Genomic DNA, 14675 nt, shown 5'->3' with positions numbered 1-14675 from the left:
ATTAGCTTTCGGCAATCCCGAGCATATCCCGCGCCAGGGCTTCGGCCACGCGAATGCCATCGACCCCCGCGGAGAGAATGCCGCCGGCATAACCCGCGCCTTCGCCGGCCGGGTACAGGCCCTTGACGTTGAGGCTCTGCATATCCGCGCCGCGGGTGATACGCAGCGGCGAGGAGGTGCGCGTCTCGATACCGGTCAGCACCGCATCAGCCAGAGCGAAGCCCTTGATCTGCTTGTCGAAGGCCGGCAGCGCCTCGCGGATCGCCGCGATGGCGAAATCCGGCAATGCCTGCGCCAGGTCGCCAAGCTTGATCCCAGGTTTATACGAGGGCTCGACGCTGCCCAGTTCAGTGGACGGCTTGCCGGCGATAAAGTCGCCGACCAGTTGTCCGGGCGCTTCGTAGTTGCTGCCGCCGAGCAGGTAGGCCTGCGATTCCAGGCGCTCCTGCAGCTCGATGCCGGCCAGCGGGCCGCCCGGATAGTCCTGCTCCGGGGTGATGCCGACGACGATGCCGGCGTTGGCGTTGCGCTCGTTGCGCGAATACTGGCTCATGCCGTTGGTCACCACCCGCTCGGGCTCGGAGGTGGCGGCGACCACGGTGCCGCCGGGGCACATGCAGAAGCTGTACACCGAGCGACCGTTGCTGGCGTGGTGCACCAGTTTGTAGTCCGCCGCGCCGAGTTTCGGGTGGCCGGCGTATTTGCCCAGACGTGCGCGGTCGATCAGGCCTTGCGGGTGCTCGATACGAAAGCCTACCGAGAACGGCTTGGCTTCCATAAATACCTCGCGCTTGTGCAGCATGCGAAAGGTATCGCGCGAGCTGTGGCCCAGGGCCAGGATTACATGGCGGCTGAGCAACTGCTCGCCACTGTCCAGTACCACGCCCTGCAGTTGGCCGTCCTCGATCAACACGTCGCTGACCCGCTGCTGGAAGCGCACTTCTCCGCCCAGGGCCTTGATCTCCTCGCGCATGGTGGCGACCACGCCGGTGAGGCGGAAGGTGCCGATATGCGGCTTGCTGACGTAGAGAATCTCGTCCGGCGCGCCGGCCTTGACGAACTCCTGCAGCACCTTGCGCCCCAGGTGCTTGGGATCCTTGATCTGGCTGTACAGCTTGCCGTCGGAGAAGGTGCCGGCACCGCCCTCGCCGAACTGCACGTTGGACTCGGGGTTGAGTTCGTTCTTGCGCCACAGGCCCCAGGTGTCCTTGGTGCGCTGGCGCACTTCGGTGCCGCGTTCCAGCACGATGGGCTTGAGTCCGGCCTGGGCGAGGATCAGTGCGGCGAAGATGCCGCAGGGGCCGAAGCCGACCACCAGGGGACGCTCTGCGAGGTTCTCAGGTGCCATGCCGACTGGTTTGTAGGCGGTATCCGGGGTGACGCTGATATGCCGGTCATCGCTGAACTTGGCCAGCAGCGCCGCTTCATCGCGCAGCTCGCAGTCGATGGTGTAGATGAAGTGCATTTCAGTGGATTTCTTGCGCGCATCGTAGCTGCGCTTGAACAGGCTGAAGTCGAGCAACTCGCTGTCGGTAATGCCCAGGCGCTGGACGATGGCCGGGCGCAGGGCCTCGTCCGGATGGTCGAGGGGCAGCTTGAGTTCGGTGATGCGCAGCATGGGGCAATTCCAGGATCGGGGCCGGAGGCAACCCGGCAGCTTTTAAAAGGCGGTGATTATAAACCTGTTCGGCCGCATCTGCTGTGCTGGACTGGTGCGCACGGCGCACCCTACGGGCGGGATCTCAGGGATGGGTCCAGGCCAGCAGCACATCGAGCATGCGATTGGCGAAGGCCCATTCGTTGTCGTACCAGGCCAGTACCTTGACCAGGTCGCCCTGCACCCGGGTGTGGTTGAGGTCGACCACGCAGGACAGCGGGTGGCCATTGAAGTCGCGGGACACCAGCGGCAGCGTGTTGCATTCCATCACCCCGGCCGGCAGCTGTTGCGCCGCCTGTTGCAGGGCGGCATTGATCGCCTCGCGGCTGCTCGGGCGCTCGCAGGTGAAGGTCAGGTCGAGCAGCGACACGTTGGCAGTCGGCACCCGCACCGACAGGCCGTCCAGGCGTCCGGCCAGTTCCGGTAGCACCAGGCCGATGGTCTTGGCGGCACCGGTGCTGGTGGGGATCATCGACAGCGCGGCGGCACGGGCGCGGTAGAGATCGTCGTGGGGCTTGTCCAGCAGGCTCTGGTCGTTGGTATAGGCGTGGATGGTGTTGACCAGGCCCTGGCGAATGCCCACCGCCTGGTGCAGTGCCTGGGCCAGGGGTGCCAGGCAGTTGGTGGTGCAGGAGGCGTTGGAGACGATCTGCTGGCTGCCCAGCAGCTCATGATTGACGCCGTAGGCCACGGTCAGGTCGGCGCTGTCCAGGGGGTGGGAAAGCAGTACCCGCGGGCTGCCGGCGGTCAGGTGTTGTTCGACCTGGGCGCGTTTTTTCAGCTTGCCGGTGCATTCCAGCACCAGGTCGATGCCGTGCTGTTGCCAGGGCAGGTTGATCACCTCGCGTTCGCGCAGCAGGTGGATCGGCTGGCCATTGATCTGCAACAGCTCGCCTTGCAGGTCGATCTGGCCGGCAAAGCGGCCGAAGGTCGAGTCGAAACGGGTCAGGTGGGCGAGGGTGGCCGGGTCGCCCAGGTCGTTGACCAGGCAGAGGTGGATCTTGTGCTGCAGTTCGCGCTCGAAGAACGCGCGTACCAGGCAGCGGCCGATACGTCCATATCCGTTGATGGCAATGCGCAACATGGCGATCCTCCTTGGGCTGAGTTCTCTTCAGCTTAGGTCAGGGCGCGTGCTGCGCAGGGGCAAACGCTTGGGGCATGTCCCCGAGCAGGCCTGTCAGTCGTTGCGTGCGCCGCCAAAGGAGGCGCAGCCACGCAGCACTTCATCGTTCAGGCGCAACTCGGCGCTCAGGTGCTGCACGGTGCCGCTCATGCCGTCGACGCAGCGTTGCGGCGCGACCCAGAGCTCCAGGCGCTGGCCATTGGCTTCACTGCTCAGGTTCAGGCGTCCCTCCGGCAGTTGTTCCTCCAGATAGGGCAGGGCCAGGGGTTCCTGGCCGGGGCGGTCGAGGACCAGGCCGCGGCTGCTGACCAGCACGCTCCAGCCCGGTTCCTGGCCGCTGGCGCGCAGGCTGCTGCGCTTGAAGTTGAGGTCTTCGCAGCCCGGGCCTTCGGCCTGCAGGCGGTAGACCTGGCTGGGCACGAACTTGCCGTCGATACCGGCCTGGGGCGTGGCACTCAGGCGGCCACGCAGGTCGACGAACAGACTGCCCGCGCCGTCGCTCAGCAGCCCGGCGGCTTCGCGGCTGATGCCCGTGCTGCCGTCATCGCCAATCACGAAGCGGCGCTGCTCCTGGCAGGGGCGCAACAGCAGCTGGCCGGCCTGCAGGCTGAGTTCGCCCTGCAGGCGGGTGGCCGCCGCGCTTGCGTCGGCGGGTTGCTCGGTAAAGACCTGGCAGCCGGCGAGCAAGGGCACTAGGGCGGCACAAAGGTAGGGGCTCGAACGCATGCGGACTCTCCTGATAAGGCCGCCCACGTTACCCAGGCCGCCGCACGATCACAAGGGCGCGACAGGCGAGCCGAGCAGCGTAAAGCGCGCGGGCAACCTAAAGTCATTACAGGGCCATGCGCCGTGTCGGCAAGGCCGCCGCGGGCTGCGAGGGCCGAATATGCCAAGGGGAAAACCGATGAGCCGCATCGTCACCTTGACCCTGAGCCCGGCGCTGGATGTCGCCACGGCGGTGCCGCGCCTCTATCCGGACGCCAAGTTGCGCTGCGCACCGCCGGTGTATGCCCCCGGTGGTGGTGGCATCAACGTCGCCCGGGCCATCCAGCGCCTCGGTGGCCGTGCCCTGGCGGTGTTTCCGGCCGGTGGTTCGACCGGCCGTCATCTGACCGACCTGCTCAGTGCCGAAGGAGTGCCCAGCCAGGCGCTGAAGGTCGAGCAGTGGACCCGCGAATGCATCAACCTGGTGGAGCGCAGCAGCGCCCAGCAATATCGCCTGGTGATGCCCGCTGCCCGGCTCGAACTGGACGAGCAGGAGCAGCTGCTGGCGGCGCTGCTGGCCCTGCCGCGGCCCGACTACCTGGTGGTCAGCGCCGATACGAGCCTGGGCATTGCCGCGCCAACGGTACGCAAGCGCAGCACCGTCGGCGCGGGTGACAGCATGGTCGCGGCACTGACCCTCAAGCTGGCCGCCGGCCGCCAGTTGGCCGAGGCCGCCCGCTATGGGGTGGCCGCCGGTACGGCCGCGATCATCACCGAGGGCAGCGAACTCTGCCGCTATGCCGATACCGAGCAGCTGTTCGCCTGGTTGCAGCAGTCCGCGGCGGGGGCGGGATAGGCCCGAATGGCGGTGGAGAGATGGCCCTGTGCTATCTGACGAAATGAACGCCCCGGTGGCGGCCGCTGAACTAGGGTAAATAAGTGACTCGCTTGCTGCGCCCGATCGACCCAGCCTGCGCCGGCCGCCTGCGCGGAGGGCTTTACCATGAGCAATGCCACGCCTCGTCTGACCCTGGAGTTGCTGTTGCGCTTCAGTCCGTTCGATTTTCTCAGCCCGCAATACCAGCAGCAGGCGCTGGACAGCCTGCAGTATGTGCAGCGCAAGGCCGGCAGCCTGTTGTTCAAGCGTGGCGAGAAGTCCCTGGCGCTGTATTTCCTGCTGCACGGGCAGGTCGGCATGGGCGAGGAGGGCGCGCGCCAGCCGCTGCTGGCCGGCAGCCAGGAGGCCTGTCATGCCCTCAACGAAACCCAGCCGCAGCAGCAAACGGTGGTGGCGCAAAGTGACGTGACCCTGTTCGCCCTCGAGCGCGGCCTGCTCGAGCGCCTGCTGAGCTGGAGCCAGAGCGCCGATTACGGGGTGATCAGCCTGGATGGCACGACCGAGGAAGAGCCCGGTCAGGATGACTGGCTGGCCAAGCTGCTGCGTTCGCCGTTGTTCGGTCGGCTGCCGCCTGCGCACCTGCATACCTTGCTGGCGCGCTTCGAATTTACCGAGGTGAAGGCCGGTCAGGCCGTGGTGCGTTATGGCGAGCCCGGCGAGCACTTCTATGTGCTCAAGCAGGGCCGCGCCGCGGTGACCCTGCCTTCGGCCTATGAAGAGGAGCCGCAGCAGATTCTTCAGGAGGGGGATTTCTTCGGCGAGGACGCACTGGTCAGTGGCGCGGTGCGCTCGGCCACCGTGACCATGCTGGAGGACGGCGTGCTGGCGAGCCTGGAGCGCGAGCTGTTCGTCGAACTGGTTCATCCCGCGCTGATCCCGCAGATCAGCCCCGAGCAGCTGCAACAGATGACCCGACTCGGCCAGCGCGCCTGTTTGCTGCTGGATGTACGCCTGCCCTTCGAATACCGCCAGGGTCACCAGGCGGGCAGCATCAGCCTGCCGGTGGCCAATCTGCGTACCCATGCCAGCAGCCTGGAGCCCAACACGCTCTATGCGGTGACGCCGGAAGGCGGGATCCGCAGCGAACTGGCCGTGCACCTGCTCAATCAGCTGGGGTTTGAGGCCTACCTGCTGACCGAGCCGCCTGGGCAGCCCACAGTGGCGGCCTGAAGGTGTGGAGGGCGGCACCCTTGATCGCAAAGCAGTGGTCTGCCTGACCCTCAGATGCTCGCAGCCGTCTGGTGCTCACACTGCATCCTGCTGACTGCGTGCAGCAACTGACGGGGACATAGGCATTAAAAAACGGGCCGAAGCCCGTTCTTGTCCCGCGTTCTAAGAACCCTTACTTGAGCCAGCCGGCTACGCGTTCCGGGTTGGCGGCGACCCAGTCCTTGGCGGCCTGCTCCGGCTTGGCACCTTCGCTGACGGCGAGCATCACCGCGCCCACTTCTTCGGCACCCCAGGAGAACTTCTTGAGGAAGGCAGCGGCCTCTGGAGCCTTGGCTTCCATACCCATGCTGGCCACGGTGTCGATGTGCTCGGCTTCGCCGAAGACATTCTGCGGATCTTCGAGGAAGCGCAGTTTCCACTTGGCGAACATCCAGTGCGGAATCCAGCCTGGGACCACGATGGCTTCGTTCTTCTTCTCGGCGCGAGCCAAAGCGATGGCCATGGCCGGACCGGAGCTCGGCATCAGCTTGAAGTCCAGGTTGTATTTCTCGATGGCTTCTTCGGTGCGGCGCATCACGCCAGCACCGGCGTCGATGCCGGTGATCTTGCCGTCGTAGGCTTCTTTGCTGTTGTTCAGGTCTGCGATGCTCTTGGCTTCGACGTAGTCGGGAACCACCAGGCCAATTTTCGCGCCCGTATAGTTGGTGCCGAGAACCACCACCTTGTCTTTCATCTTGGCGTAGTATTCGCCGTGGGTGACCGGCAGCCAGGCGGAGAGAGTCGCGTCGAGGTCGCCGCGGGCCACGCCTTGCCACATGATCGCAGGCTCGACCGCTTTCAGCTCGACCTTGTAGCCGAGATTACTCTTGAGGATTTCGCTGGCGACATGGGTGGCGGCGACGCTGTCGTCCCAGCCGTTGACGTAGCCGATGGTCAGGGTGGGCTTGTCCGCGGCCATGGCAGTGGACATGCCCAGCGCGAGTGCTGCAACGCCAAGGCTTTTCAGGCAGAAGGTGGATAGTTTGCGCATAGATTTGATGCTCCATCAGTGAGAGTTGCAGTTCAACTGTGTTACTGGCTCGTGCTGATTGCGGGTGTTGCGCTGGCCGGTTAACCCATGCCAGTGATGCGTACCTCTGCCCGCCTGGCGCGGACGCCAGGCGGGCAGAGCTTTTACAGTCCGACGTATTTCTTTACGGCGGCAGCGCCATCCTGGCCATCATAGGTGGTGACGCCAGCCAGCCACTTGTCCAGGGCTTCCGGGTTGGCCTTGATCCAGTTCTTGGCCACTTCTGCCGGATCTTCTTTCTCCAGCACTTTTTCCATCAGCTGGCTTTCGATCTCGACACTGAACTGCAGATTGTTCAGCAGTTTGCCCATGTTGGGGCAGCGTGCTTCGTAATCCGGCGGCACCACGGTGTAGACCTTGGCGGCACCGTAGTCCGGGCCGAACACGTCATCGCCGCCGGACAGGTAGGTGATGTCGAACTGGGTATTCATCGGGTGAGGTGCCCAGCCGAGGAACACTACCGGCTTGTTTTTTCTCACGGCGCGTTGCACCTGCACCAGCATGCCGGCTTCGCTGGACTCGACCATGCGGAAATCGCCCATGCCGAACTGGTCTTCCTTGATCATTTTTTCGATCAGCAGGTTGCCGTCGTTACCGGGCTCGATGCCGTAGATCTTGCCGTCGAGTTCTTTCTTGAACTTGGCGATGTCCTGGAAGCTTTTCAGGCCAGCCTCAGCCAGGTAGGTCGGCACGGCGAGGGTGTACTTGGCCCCCTCCAGGTTGGCGGTTGGCAGCACCTTGACGCCGTCGTCCTTGGTGAAGGGTTCGATCACCGCGTCCATCGAGGGTGCCCAGTAGCCGAGGAATACATCGATCTGGCCCTTTTGCACGCCGGTGAAGGCAATCGGTACCGAGGCCATGACCTTGCGGGTCTGGTAGCCCAGGCCCTCGCTCAGGGTCATGGCCACGCCGGTGGTGGCGGCGATGTCGGCCCAGCCGATCTCGGCGAAGCGTACCTGTTTGCAGCTTTCCGGCTCCTGGGCCCAGGCGCTTTGCAGCAGCGTGCAGGACAGCAGGCCAACTCCAGCAATGGTTTTCAACTTGCTCATTTATGGCTCCCTCTGTGAACGGATAAGGTGAAAGTCTTACTGGCGCTGCAATTTCGCACTCACCCAGCTGATCAGGGTGGCGCGTTTCTCGCTTTGCTTGGTGCCGAAGCTTTCGGTAATGCGGTCGAGGATGATCGCCAGCAGTACCACGGCCATGCCGCTCTCGAAGCCTAGACCGATATCCAGACGCTGGATGCTCGCCAGCACGTCATTACCCAGGCCGCCAGCGCCGACCATCGAGGCAATGATCACCATCGACAGGGCCATCATGATGGTCTGGTTGACCCCGGCCATGATCGACGGCATGGCGCTAGGCAGTTGGACCTTGAGTAGCAGTTGGGTCTTGCTGCAGCCGAAGGACTGACCGGCCTCGATGATTTCCTTGTTGACCTGGCGGATACCCAGGTTGGTCAGGCGCACCGCCGGTGGCATGGCGAAAATCACCGTGGCGATGATCCCCGGCACCCGGCCGAGGCCGAACAGCATGGCCGCCGGAATCAGGTAGACGAACGCCGGCATGGTCTGCATGAAGTCGAGAATGGGGCGGATGGTGGTCGCCACACGCTCGCTCTTGGCCGCCCAGATGCCCAGGGGGATACCCAGCAAGAGGCTGATCAGCGTCGCGGAGAAGGTCAGGCCGAGGGTCACCACGGTCTGCTCCCAGAAGCCGGTGAGGACAATCAGAATGAAGGAGGCGGCGGTGAAGGCGGCAAACCGAGCGCCGATACGCCAGAGGCCGAGGCCGACGAAGATGGCAATCAGCAGCCACGCCGGCGGCAGCATGAGGATGGCCTCGATGCCTTCGGAAAAGGAGCTGACCAGGCCACCGATGCTGTCGAAGCCGTCGCTGTAGTTGTCCAGTAGGTGCTGAACGCCGTCGTTGACCCAGCTGCCCAGGTCGAGTTTCTTCTCACTCATGTCATTCTCCCTGCATGCGGGTCAGCAGGCGACCCTTGCTAATGGCGCCAGAGTATTGGCCGTTGCCACCGACAACCGGGATCGGACCTTCGTTGTCCACCAGGCGCTCGATCACCTTATCCAGGGGCATGTCTTCCGGCACCGGGGTGATCTGCTTCACCACGCTTTGGTCGAGCTTGCATGACTGGCCACCTTCGACCAGCAGGGCGATTTTCTCCAGGCTGATGGATCCGTAGAAACGGTTGTTCTCATCGACAATGAAGGCGTAATGCTTGTCCAGTTCCTGGAGCTTTTGCGAGACGACCTGGGCGTCCGGAGCAACGCCGTTGTGCACGAAGATCGGCACGCTGTTGGCCATGAGCTGGCCGGCGGTGAGGTAGCGATTAGTGTCGACGGTATCGAAGAAGTTGCGCACATAATCATTGGCCGGGTTGTCGACCAGCTCTTGCGGGGTGCCAACCTGTACCAGCTTGCCGCCTTCCATGATGGCGATACGGTTGCCGATACGCATGGCCTCCTCGATGTCGTGGGAGACGAAGATGATGGTGCGGCGGTGGACTTTTTGCAGCTCGAGCAGCAAGTCCTGCATTTCGCGCCGCTTGAGCGGGTCGAGGGCGGAAAACGCCTCGTCCATGATCATCATCGAGGGGTCGACGGCCAAGGCGCGGGCCAAGCCGACGCGCTGCTGCATGCCGCCGGACAGTTCATGGGGGTGCATCTGGGCAAAAGTCTCCAGGCCCACCTCCTTGAGTACCTCCATGGCGCGCTTTTCCCGGTCCTTGCGGCCTATTCCTGCCACTTCCAGGCCGAAGGCCGCATTGTCCAGCACGGTGCGCGAAGGCATCAGCGCGAAGGACTGGAACACCATGCTCATGTCGCGGCGACGCAGGCTGATGAGTTCCGCTTTAGTCATCTTGGCAACGTTCTGACCGTCGATGAACACATCGCCGTCGGAAGGCTCAATCAGCCGGTTGATCAAGCGAATCAGGGTAGATTTGCCGGAGCCGGAAAGGCCCATGAGGACGAATATTTCGCCCTCCTCGACACTGAACGACACATCGCTAACACCAATCACCGCGCCGGTTTCGGCGAGGACTTTATCCTTGCTCCAGCCTTGCTTGCTCTTGGCGATGGCTTCTTGCGGTTTGTTGCCAAAAACCTTGTAGAGGTTTTCGACCACTATTTTTCCAGACTGCATTGGGATGGTTCCCCTTCAGTAGACATCCAGATCAGTGTTGCGCAGCCGAACACACGCCAACGGGCGTTCGTCCGGTGATGCCGACTGTTCTTGCCTGTGTGGGTTTACTGGGTTCTGGGGTAGGGGCCGTGCCTTGCTGCGCAACACATTCAGGGTACTCAGGCACAACCGCGGTGACGCTCCAGTTGCCTTGTGGGCAATGGACGCTATGGGGGAGTACTGTCGAGTCAACTTTGCTGTGCCGTGCTGCAAACCGCGTTCCAAACCCTCTGGCAGTGTTACGAAACCCAATCCCTGGGAGTTACACACCCCATACCGAGGCGCGCGTACATCCGAAATTTCTTGTTGGGCTGGCACCCGATTGTGATGGGCCAGCGCTTATATATTCTTCGGTCCGGGGTTGTGGGCCCCGGTCTCTCACCGCCTTGGGCGGTGAGAGCGACGAAATCGGCTGGCTCAACGATATAGTCTTCAAACCGGCGCAATTGTCGGTTTACGACTCTGACGTATTGGGCGGCGACATCGTGTCACCTTAAAAAACAATAACAGATTTTTTTGCCCCTTGGCCAAGGCTGCAAGCCGCGTCGGCCGTGCTTTGCAGCCGTTGAGGCGGCCGCAGGCGCGATGACCCGGGGGCTGTGGCGCAATTGAAAAAATCGACTTCGGGGTGTTTCGCCACGCCTCAATTACGGAATTGCCGCTGTGCCATCGCGCCGATTGACACCCTGCAGCCAGGTCGCCACGGTCTCGGGGTTGGCCTGCAACCAGGCTTTGGCCTCGCGCCGTGGGTTGGTGTTTTTATTCAGGATCGCGCCCATCAGGTGGTTTTCCATCTCCAGGCTGAACCGCAGGTTGTGCAGCAGCCGGGCGACATTCGGGCACTGTTCGCGATAGCCCTTGCGCACGCTGGTGTAGACCGTGGCTCCGCCGTAAGCGGGGCCGAAGTAGTCGTCACCGCCGGCCAGATAGTGCATCTGCAGCTGGTTGTTCATCGGGTGCGGTGCCCAGCCGAGAAACACGGCCCACTGCTTGAGGTGGTCGGCGCGTTTGACCTGGGCCAGCATGCCGCTCTCGCTGGATTCCACCAGGGCAAAACCGCCCAGGCCGAAGGCGTTCTTGTCGATCATCTTCTGGATCAGTTTATTGCCATCGTTACCGGGCTCGATGCCGTACAGCTTGCCCCCGAACTCCTCGCTGAAGCGCGCAAGGTCGGCGAAGTCTTTCACGCCACCCTCATGGGCGGCCTGGTTGACCGCGAGGGTGTACTTGGCACCGGTGAGGTTGGCGGTGACGGTTTCCACCGCGCCGCTGTCCAGGTAGGGCCTGATATGGGGTTCCGAGGTCGGCATCCAAGTGCCGAGAAACACATCGATCCTGTTGTCCTGCAGGGCCTTGTAGGTGTCTGGCACCGACAGGCGCTTGACCTGGGTGCGGTAGCCCAGTTCGCTGAGCAGATGGCGGGTCACGGCGGTGGTCACGGTGATGTCGGTCCAGCCCACATCGGCAAAGCGCACCAGCTCGCACTGGGCCGGCTCTGCAGCCTGGGCCAGCAGCGGAGTACACAGGGCGGCGGCCAGCAGCCAGCATCGGACAGGCAGTTTAAAAACTACCTGCGTTGGCAATACGGCGTTAAAAACGGCCTCGGAATGCTCATTTACAGCCAGTAAACTCCGCTTCCTCGGCCGTTTTTGCCTTGTCTTGCCTGCCTCGCCTACGTTTTTAAACAGCCTGTTATTCAGTTTCATCAAGCCTCTCCCGGTTGCAGTGACAGGGCGCGCCCATGCAGGCACGCAGTCGGGCCACGGGCGGGCAGGGCGAACAACGGCTGGCCGGTCCATGGGCGCGGCGATCATGCCGACAGATTTCCTCGGCTGCCTATGCGCGAAGTCGCAACTGGAATGCTGCTGTCGTATTTCAGGGGGGTGGCCTGGGCTTCGCGGAGCGCAGCCCAGGCGGTCTTGGAGGAGTGTCGTTGGGATGGCGATAATGCGGATTTATCGGCGTTAATCGCTATTTTGTCGACACGTTTACTGCAGTTTATCTGTCGTTAACGGTTTTTCAGAAAACCTGTGAAAGGGCTGCTAGCGTGCCGCCGGAGTCTGTTTGAACACCAGTACGACCCCCGTCAGAATGGCCGCCATGCCGAGTATGCTGAGTCCGGGCAGCAGATTGTCGAGGAACAGATAATCCATCGCCGCGGTCACTGCCGGCACCAGGTAGAACAGGCTGGTGACGTTGACCAGATTGCTGGAGCGGATCATTCGATAGAGCAGCAGCTGGGCGGCCACGGAAATGATCAGGCCCATCCACAGCACCGGCGCGAAGAAACCGAGCGTCAGCTCGAAGTCGAAGGGTTGGAAGGGCACGAAAGCCAGGCACAGCAGCAAGCTGACGGCATATTGCAAGGGCAGCACTTCGGCCGGCGACTGCCGTATATGCTTCTGCCAAATGGTGCCCGTCGTCATGCACGCCAGTGCGGCGAAAGCAAACAGCATTGCGCTGGCGGCAAAACGCGACAGCACCAGGCTTTGATACACCACCAGAATCAACCCGCCCAGGCCGACAAGCAACCCGCCCAGGCGTAGCAGGCTAAACCTCCGTTCGACGAGCAGTAGGGTCAGGATCGGTTGAGCGCCCATCAGGGTGGCAATCAAGCCTGGGGTGATGCCGTGGGCCATGGCCTGGAAATAGCAGATGGTATAGCTGCCGATCAGCAGCAAGCCGATGGCCGCCACGCGCCAGCGCGTGCCCTGTTCCGGCAAGAGGCTTTTCCGGTATAGCCCGAGGATCAGCAAGACGGCGAAGGCCAGGGCGAAACGGAACACCAGCAGTGCGAAGGCGGAGCCGTGATCCAATCCCCAGCGGGTGAAGATGGCAGCGCTGCCCCAAAGCAAGACGAAAAGCAGCATGGCCGCGTAAGAGGCCAGCGTAGATTTGAAATTCATGACTAATCACCTGTCGAAAGACAACAGGCTCCAGCGACATGGCAGGCGCATGGATGCGCCGTCAGGTCATTGCAAGCTGGAGCTGCGAAGCGGGCTGGAATCAGCCCGGGACGGTTGCCGGCGGCGGCGGGTTAGCGCCTGCCTGCGGGCCGTCAGCGACGGGTGGGGTGTATGGCGGGTATGTTGCGCACGCGCGGGCACTGGCTATTTTCGCCACTGTCGCGGGGTCAAGGGTGCGCGCAACATCGAGTGGTGTCATGAAGAGCTTCTCTCTTGCCCGTTTGGGCAATCTGTGGCGAACCTAGCATGACTTGCCGGCGCATGCCACTCACAGCTGTGCCGCGTCCTGGCTAGGCATCTTTTGCGGGCCGGGCCATGGTCATGCACCGTTCGGCCGTGGAGGGGGCTGCTGACGGCTTTGGGCATGGGTGTGTCGGTGTGAAGCTCTAATGCTTTGCTGAAATCCCGATGATGGCCGGGTAATTACCCCCCCGCAGGAGAAAGTTGTGGCCATCAGCGTGTTTGACCTATTCAAGATCGGTATCGGTCCATCCAGTTCCCATACCGTGGGCCCCATGCGCGCCGCCGCTCTGTTCTGCGGTGCCCTGGCCGAGCGTCATCTGCTGGAGCGGGTAGGGCGGGTGCAGGTGCGCCTGTACGGCTCACTGTCCGCCACGGGCGTGGGGCATGGCAGTGACCGTGCGGTAATCATGGGCTTGCTCGGCGAGTGGCCGGATCAGGTCGACCCGGCCAGCATCGCGCCGCGCATCGACGAACTGCTCGCCAGCGGCTCGCTGTTGCTGGCGGGCCAGCATGCGGTGGCCTTCGACTGGCAGCGCGACATGCTGCTGCTGGACGAGAACCTGCCTTACCACCCCAACGCCATGACGCTCAGCACCTACGCCGGCGACGGCAGCCTGCTGCATGAGAACACCTATTACTCGGTGGGCGGCGGCTTCGTGGTCGATCAGGAGCAGGCCGCCAGCGGCCAGCTGGACCAGGATCACACCCGCCTGCCTTACGACTTCAATAGCGCCGAAGAGCTGTTGCGCCTGTGCAAGGAGCACGGCCTGCGGGTGTCCGAGCTGATGATGGCCAACGAGAAGGCCTGGCGCAGTGAGGCGGAAATCCGCAGCGGCCTGATGCGTCTGTGGCAGGCCATGCGCGACTGCGTCGAGCAGGGCCTCAAACACGAGGGCATCCTGCCCGGCGGCCTGAATGTGAAGCGCCGCGCCGCCAAGCTGCACCGCAGTCTGCAGGAAATGAGCAAGCCCAATGTGATCGGCTCGACCCTCAGTGGGATGGAGTGGGTCAACCTGTTCGCCCTGGCGGTGAATGAGGAGAACGCCGCCGGCGGGCGCATGGTGACCGCGCCGACCAATGGCGCGGCGGGCATCATCCCGGCGGTGCTGCATTACTACGTGCGCTTCAGTCCGGCGGTGAGCGAGGCCAATGTGGTCGACTACCTGCTGGCCGCTGCAGCCATCGGCATCCTGTGCAAGAAGAACGCCTCCATCTCCGGGGCCGAAGTCGGCTGTCAGGGTGAGGTCGGTTCGGCTTGCGCCATGGCCGCGGCGGGGCTCGCGGAAATCCTCGGGGCCACCCCGGAGCAGCTGGAGAACGCCGCCGAGATCGGTCTGGAACACAATCTCGGACTGACCTGTGACCCGGTCGGCGGCCTGGTGCAGGTTCCCTGTATCGAGCGCAACGCGATTGCTGCGGTGAAGGCGATCAACGCCGCGCAGATGGCCCTGCGCGGCGACGGTGAGCACTTTATCTCGCTGGATCGGGTGATCCGCACCATGCGTGACACCGGAGCCGATATGCACGACAAGTACAAGGAAACCTCCCGTGGCGGTCTGGCAGTCAGCGCCATCGAGTGCTGACATTGCGCTACGCGGCAGGGCGGGGCGGTGACCCGCTTTTGCCCATTGCGGGGCGGC

At 63.2% G+C, this 14675-nt stretch carries 12 protein-coding genes; 3 read left to right on the top strand and 9 right to left on the bottom strand.

Features of this window, described 5'->3' with window-relative positions; translation table 11 throughout:
- Position 1: 1 nt before the first annotated feature.
- The 3 genes from AACY13_RS17015 to AACY13_RS17005 all read right to left on the bottom strand — a co-directional run bounded on the left by AACY13_RS17015 (position 2) and on the right by AACY13_RS17005 (position 3506).
- Positions 2 to 1618, bottom strand: a complete 1617-nt coding sequence (locus AACY13_RS17015; RefSeq protein WP_339462769.1) for an NAD(P)/FAD-dependent oxidoreductase — start codon at positions 1616 to 1618, stop codon at positions 2 to 4.
- Between the two features lie 124 nt (positions 1619 to 1742).
- Positions 1743 to 2741, bottom strand: coding sequence for a type I glyceraldehyde-3-phosphate dehydrogenase (gene gap, locus AACY13_RS17010; protein WP_339462768.1), 999 nt, complete (start codon positions 2739 to 2741; stop codon positions 1743 to 1745).
- Between the two features lie 93 nt (positions 2742 to 2834).
- A complete protein-coding gene (locus AACY13_RS17005; RefSeq protein ID WP_339462767.1) occupies positions 2835 to 3506 on the bottom strand; it encodes a COG3650 family protein in 672 nt (223 codons plus the stop codon).
- 178 nt (positions 3507 to 3684) lie between these two features.
- Between AACY13_RS17005 and AACY13_RS17000 the strand changes: the two genes are divergently transcribed.
- Together AACY13_RS17000 and AACY13_RS16995 are read left to right on the top strand one after the other, a co-directional pair.
- Positions 3685 to 4341, top strand: coding sequence for a PfkB family carbohydrate kinase (locus AACY13_RS17000; protein ID WP_339462766.1), 657 nt, complete (start codon positions 3685 to 3687; stop codon positions 4339 to 4341).
- A gap of 147 nt (positions 4342 to 4488) precedes the next feature.
- Positions 4489 to 5553 carry a cyclic nucleotide-binding domain-containing protein gene (locus AACY13_RS16995; protein WP_339462765.1) on the top strand — a complete coding sequence of 355 codons (1065 nt, stop codon included), beginning with the start codon at positions 4489 to 4491 and terminating at the stop codon, positions 5551 to 5553.
- 172 nt (positions 5554 to 5725) lie between these two features.
- On the opposite strand, the gene AACY13_RS16990 is transcribed toward AACY13_RS16995, so the two are convergent.
- From AACY13_RS16990 to AACY13_RS16965, 6 genes are all read right to left on the bottom strand, one after another.
- A complete protein-coding gene (locus AACY13_RS16990) occupies positions 5726 to 6583 on the bottom strand; it encodes a glycine betaine ABC transporter substrate-binding protein (protein ID WP_339462764.1) in 858 nt (285 codons plus the stop codon).
- 143 nt (positions 6584 to 6726) lie between these two features.
- Positions 6727 to 7671: a choline ABC transporter substrate-binding protein gene (locus AACY13_RS16985; RefSeq protein WP_339462763.1), complete on the bottom strand. Its 945-nt coding sequence runs from the start codon at positions 7669 to 7671 to the stop codon at positions 6727 to 6729.
- Positions 7672 to 7707: 36 nt separating this feature from the next.
- Complete coding sequence (locus tag AACY13_RS16980; protein WP_339462762.1) at positions 7708 to 8589, bottom strand: ABC transporter permease; 882 nt, start codon at positions 8587 to 8589, stop codon at positions 7708 to 7710.
- Position 8590: 1 nt separating this feature from the next.
- Entirely contained in the window at positions 8591 to 9787 is a 1197-nt protein-coding gene (locus AACY13_RS16975; RefSeq protein ID WP_339462761.1) for a quaternary amine ABC transporter ATP-binding protein, read from the bottom strand.
- Between the two features lie 686 nt (positions 9788 to 10473).
- Complete coding sequence (locus tag AACY13_RS16970) at positions 10474 to 11385, bottom strand: choline ABC transporter substrate-binding protein (RefSeq protein WP_339462979.1); 912 nt, start codon at positions 11383 to 11385, stop codon at positions 10474 to 10476.
- A 483-nt stretch (positions 11386 to 11868) separates the two neighbouring features.
- On the bottom strand, positions 11869 to 12732 hold the full coding sequence (locus tag AACY13_RS16965; RefSeq protein ID WP_339462760.1) for a DMT family transporter: 864 nt from the start codon (positions 12730 to 12732) through the stop codon (positions 11869 to 11871).
- A gap of 506 nt (positions 12733 to 13238) precedes the next feature.
- On the opposite strand from AACY13_RS16965, the gene AACY13_RS16960 reads away from it, so the two are divergent.
- The gene (locus AACY13_RS16960) at positions 13239 to 14618 is read left to right on the top strand and encodes an L-serine ammonia-lyase (RefSeq protein WP_339462759.1); all 1380 of its coding nucleotides are present in this window, start codon (positions 13239 to 13241) and stop codon (positions 14616 to 14618) included.
- Positions 14619 to 14675 lie beyond the last annotated feature (57 nt).

It is taken from the genome of Pseudomonas sp. EA_105y_Pfl2_R69, assembly GCF_963970915.1.
Lineage (GTDB): Bacteria > Pseudomonadota > Gammaproteobacteria > Pseudomonadales > Pseudomonadaceae > Aquipseudomonas.
The sequence above is the reverse complement of the archived record's forward strand: the minus strand, read 5'-3'. Positions and strand labels throughout refer to the sequence as shown.

Excerpts from the sequence above, each read along its gene's own strand:
- AACY13_RS17015 (WP_339462769.1), bottom strand. The coding sequence starts at position 1,618 with ATGCTGCGCATCACCGAACTCAAGCTGCCCCTCGACCATCCGGACGAG.
- gap (WP_339462768.1), bottom strand. The coding sequence starts at position 2,741 with ATGTTGCGCATTGCCATCAACGGATATGGACGTATCGGCCGCTGCCTG.
- AACY13_RS17005 (WP_339462767.1), bottom strand. The coding sequence starts at position 3,506 with ATGCGTTCGAGCCCCTACCTTTGTGCCGCCCTAGTGCCCTTGCTCGCC.
- AACY13_RS17000 (WP_339462766.1), top strand. The coding sequence starts at position 3,685 with ATGAGCCGCATCGTCACCTTGACCCTGAGCCCGGCGCTGGATGTCGCC.
- AACY13_RS16995 (WP_339462765.1), top strand. The coding sequence starts at position 4,489 with ATGAGCAATGCCACGCCTCGTCTGACCCTGGAGTTGCTGTTGCGCTTC.
- AACY13_RS16990 (WP_339462764.1), bottom strand. The coding sequence starts at position 6,583 with ATGCGCAAACTATCCACCTTCTGCCTGAAAAGCCTTGGCGTTGCAGCA.
- AACY13_RS16985 (WP_339462763.1), bottom strand. The coding sequence starts at position 7,671 with ATGAGCAAGTTGAAAACCATTGCTGGAGTTGGCCTGCTGTCCTGCACG.
- AACY13_RS16980 (WP_339462762.1), bottom strand. The coding sequence starts at position 8,589 with ATGAGTGAGAAGAAACTCGACCTGGGCAGCTGGGTCAACGACGGCGTT.
- AACY13_RS16975 (WP_339462761.1), bottom strand. The coding sequence starts at position 9,787 with ATGCAGTCTGGAAAAATAGTGGTCGAAAACCTCTACAAGGTTTTTGGC.
- AACY13_RS16965 (WP_339462760.1), bottom strand. The coding sequence starts at position 12,732 with ATGAATTTCAAATCTACGCTGGCCTCTTACGCGGCCATGCTGCTTTTC.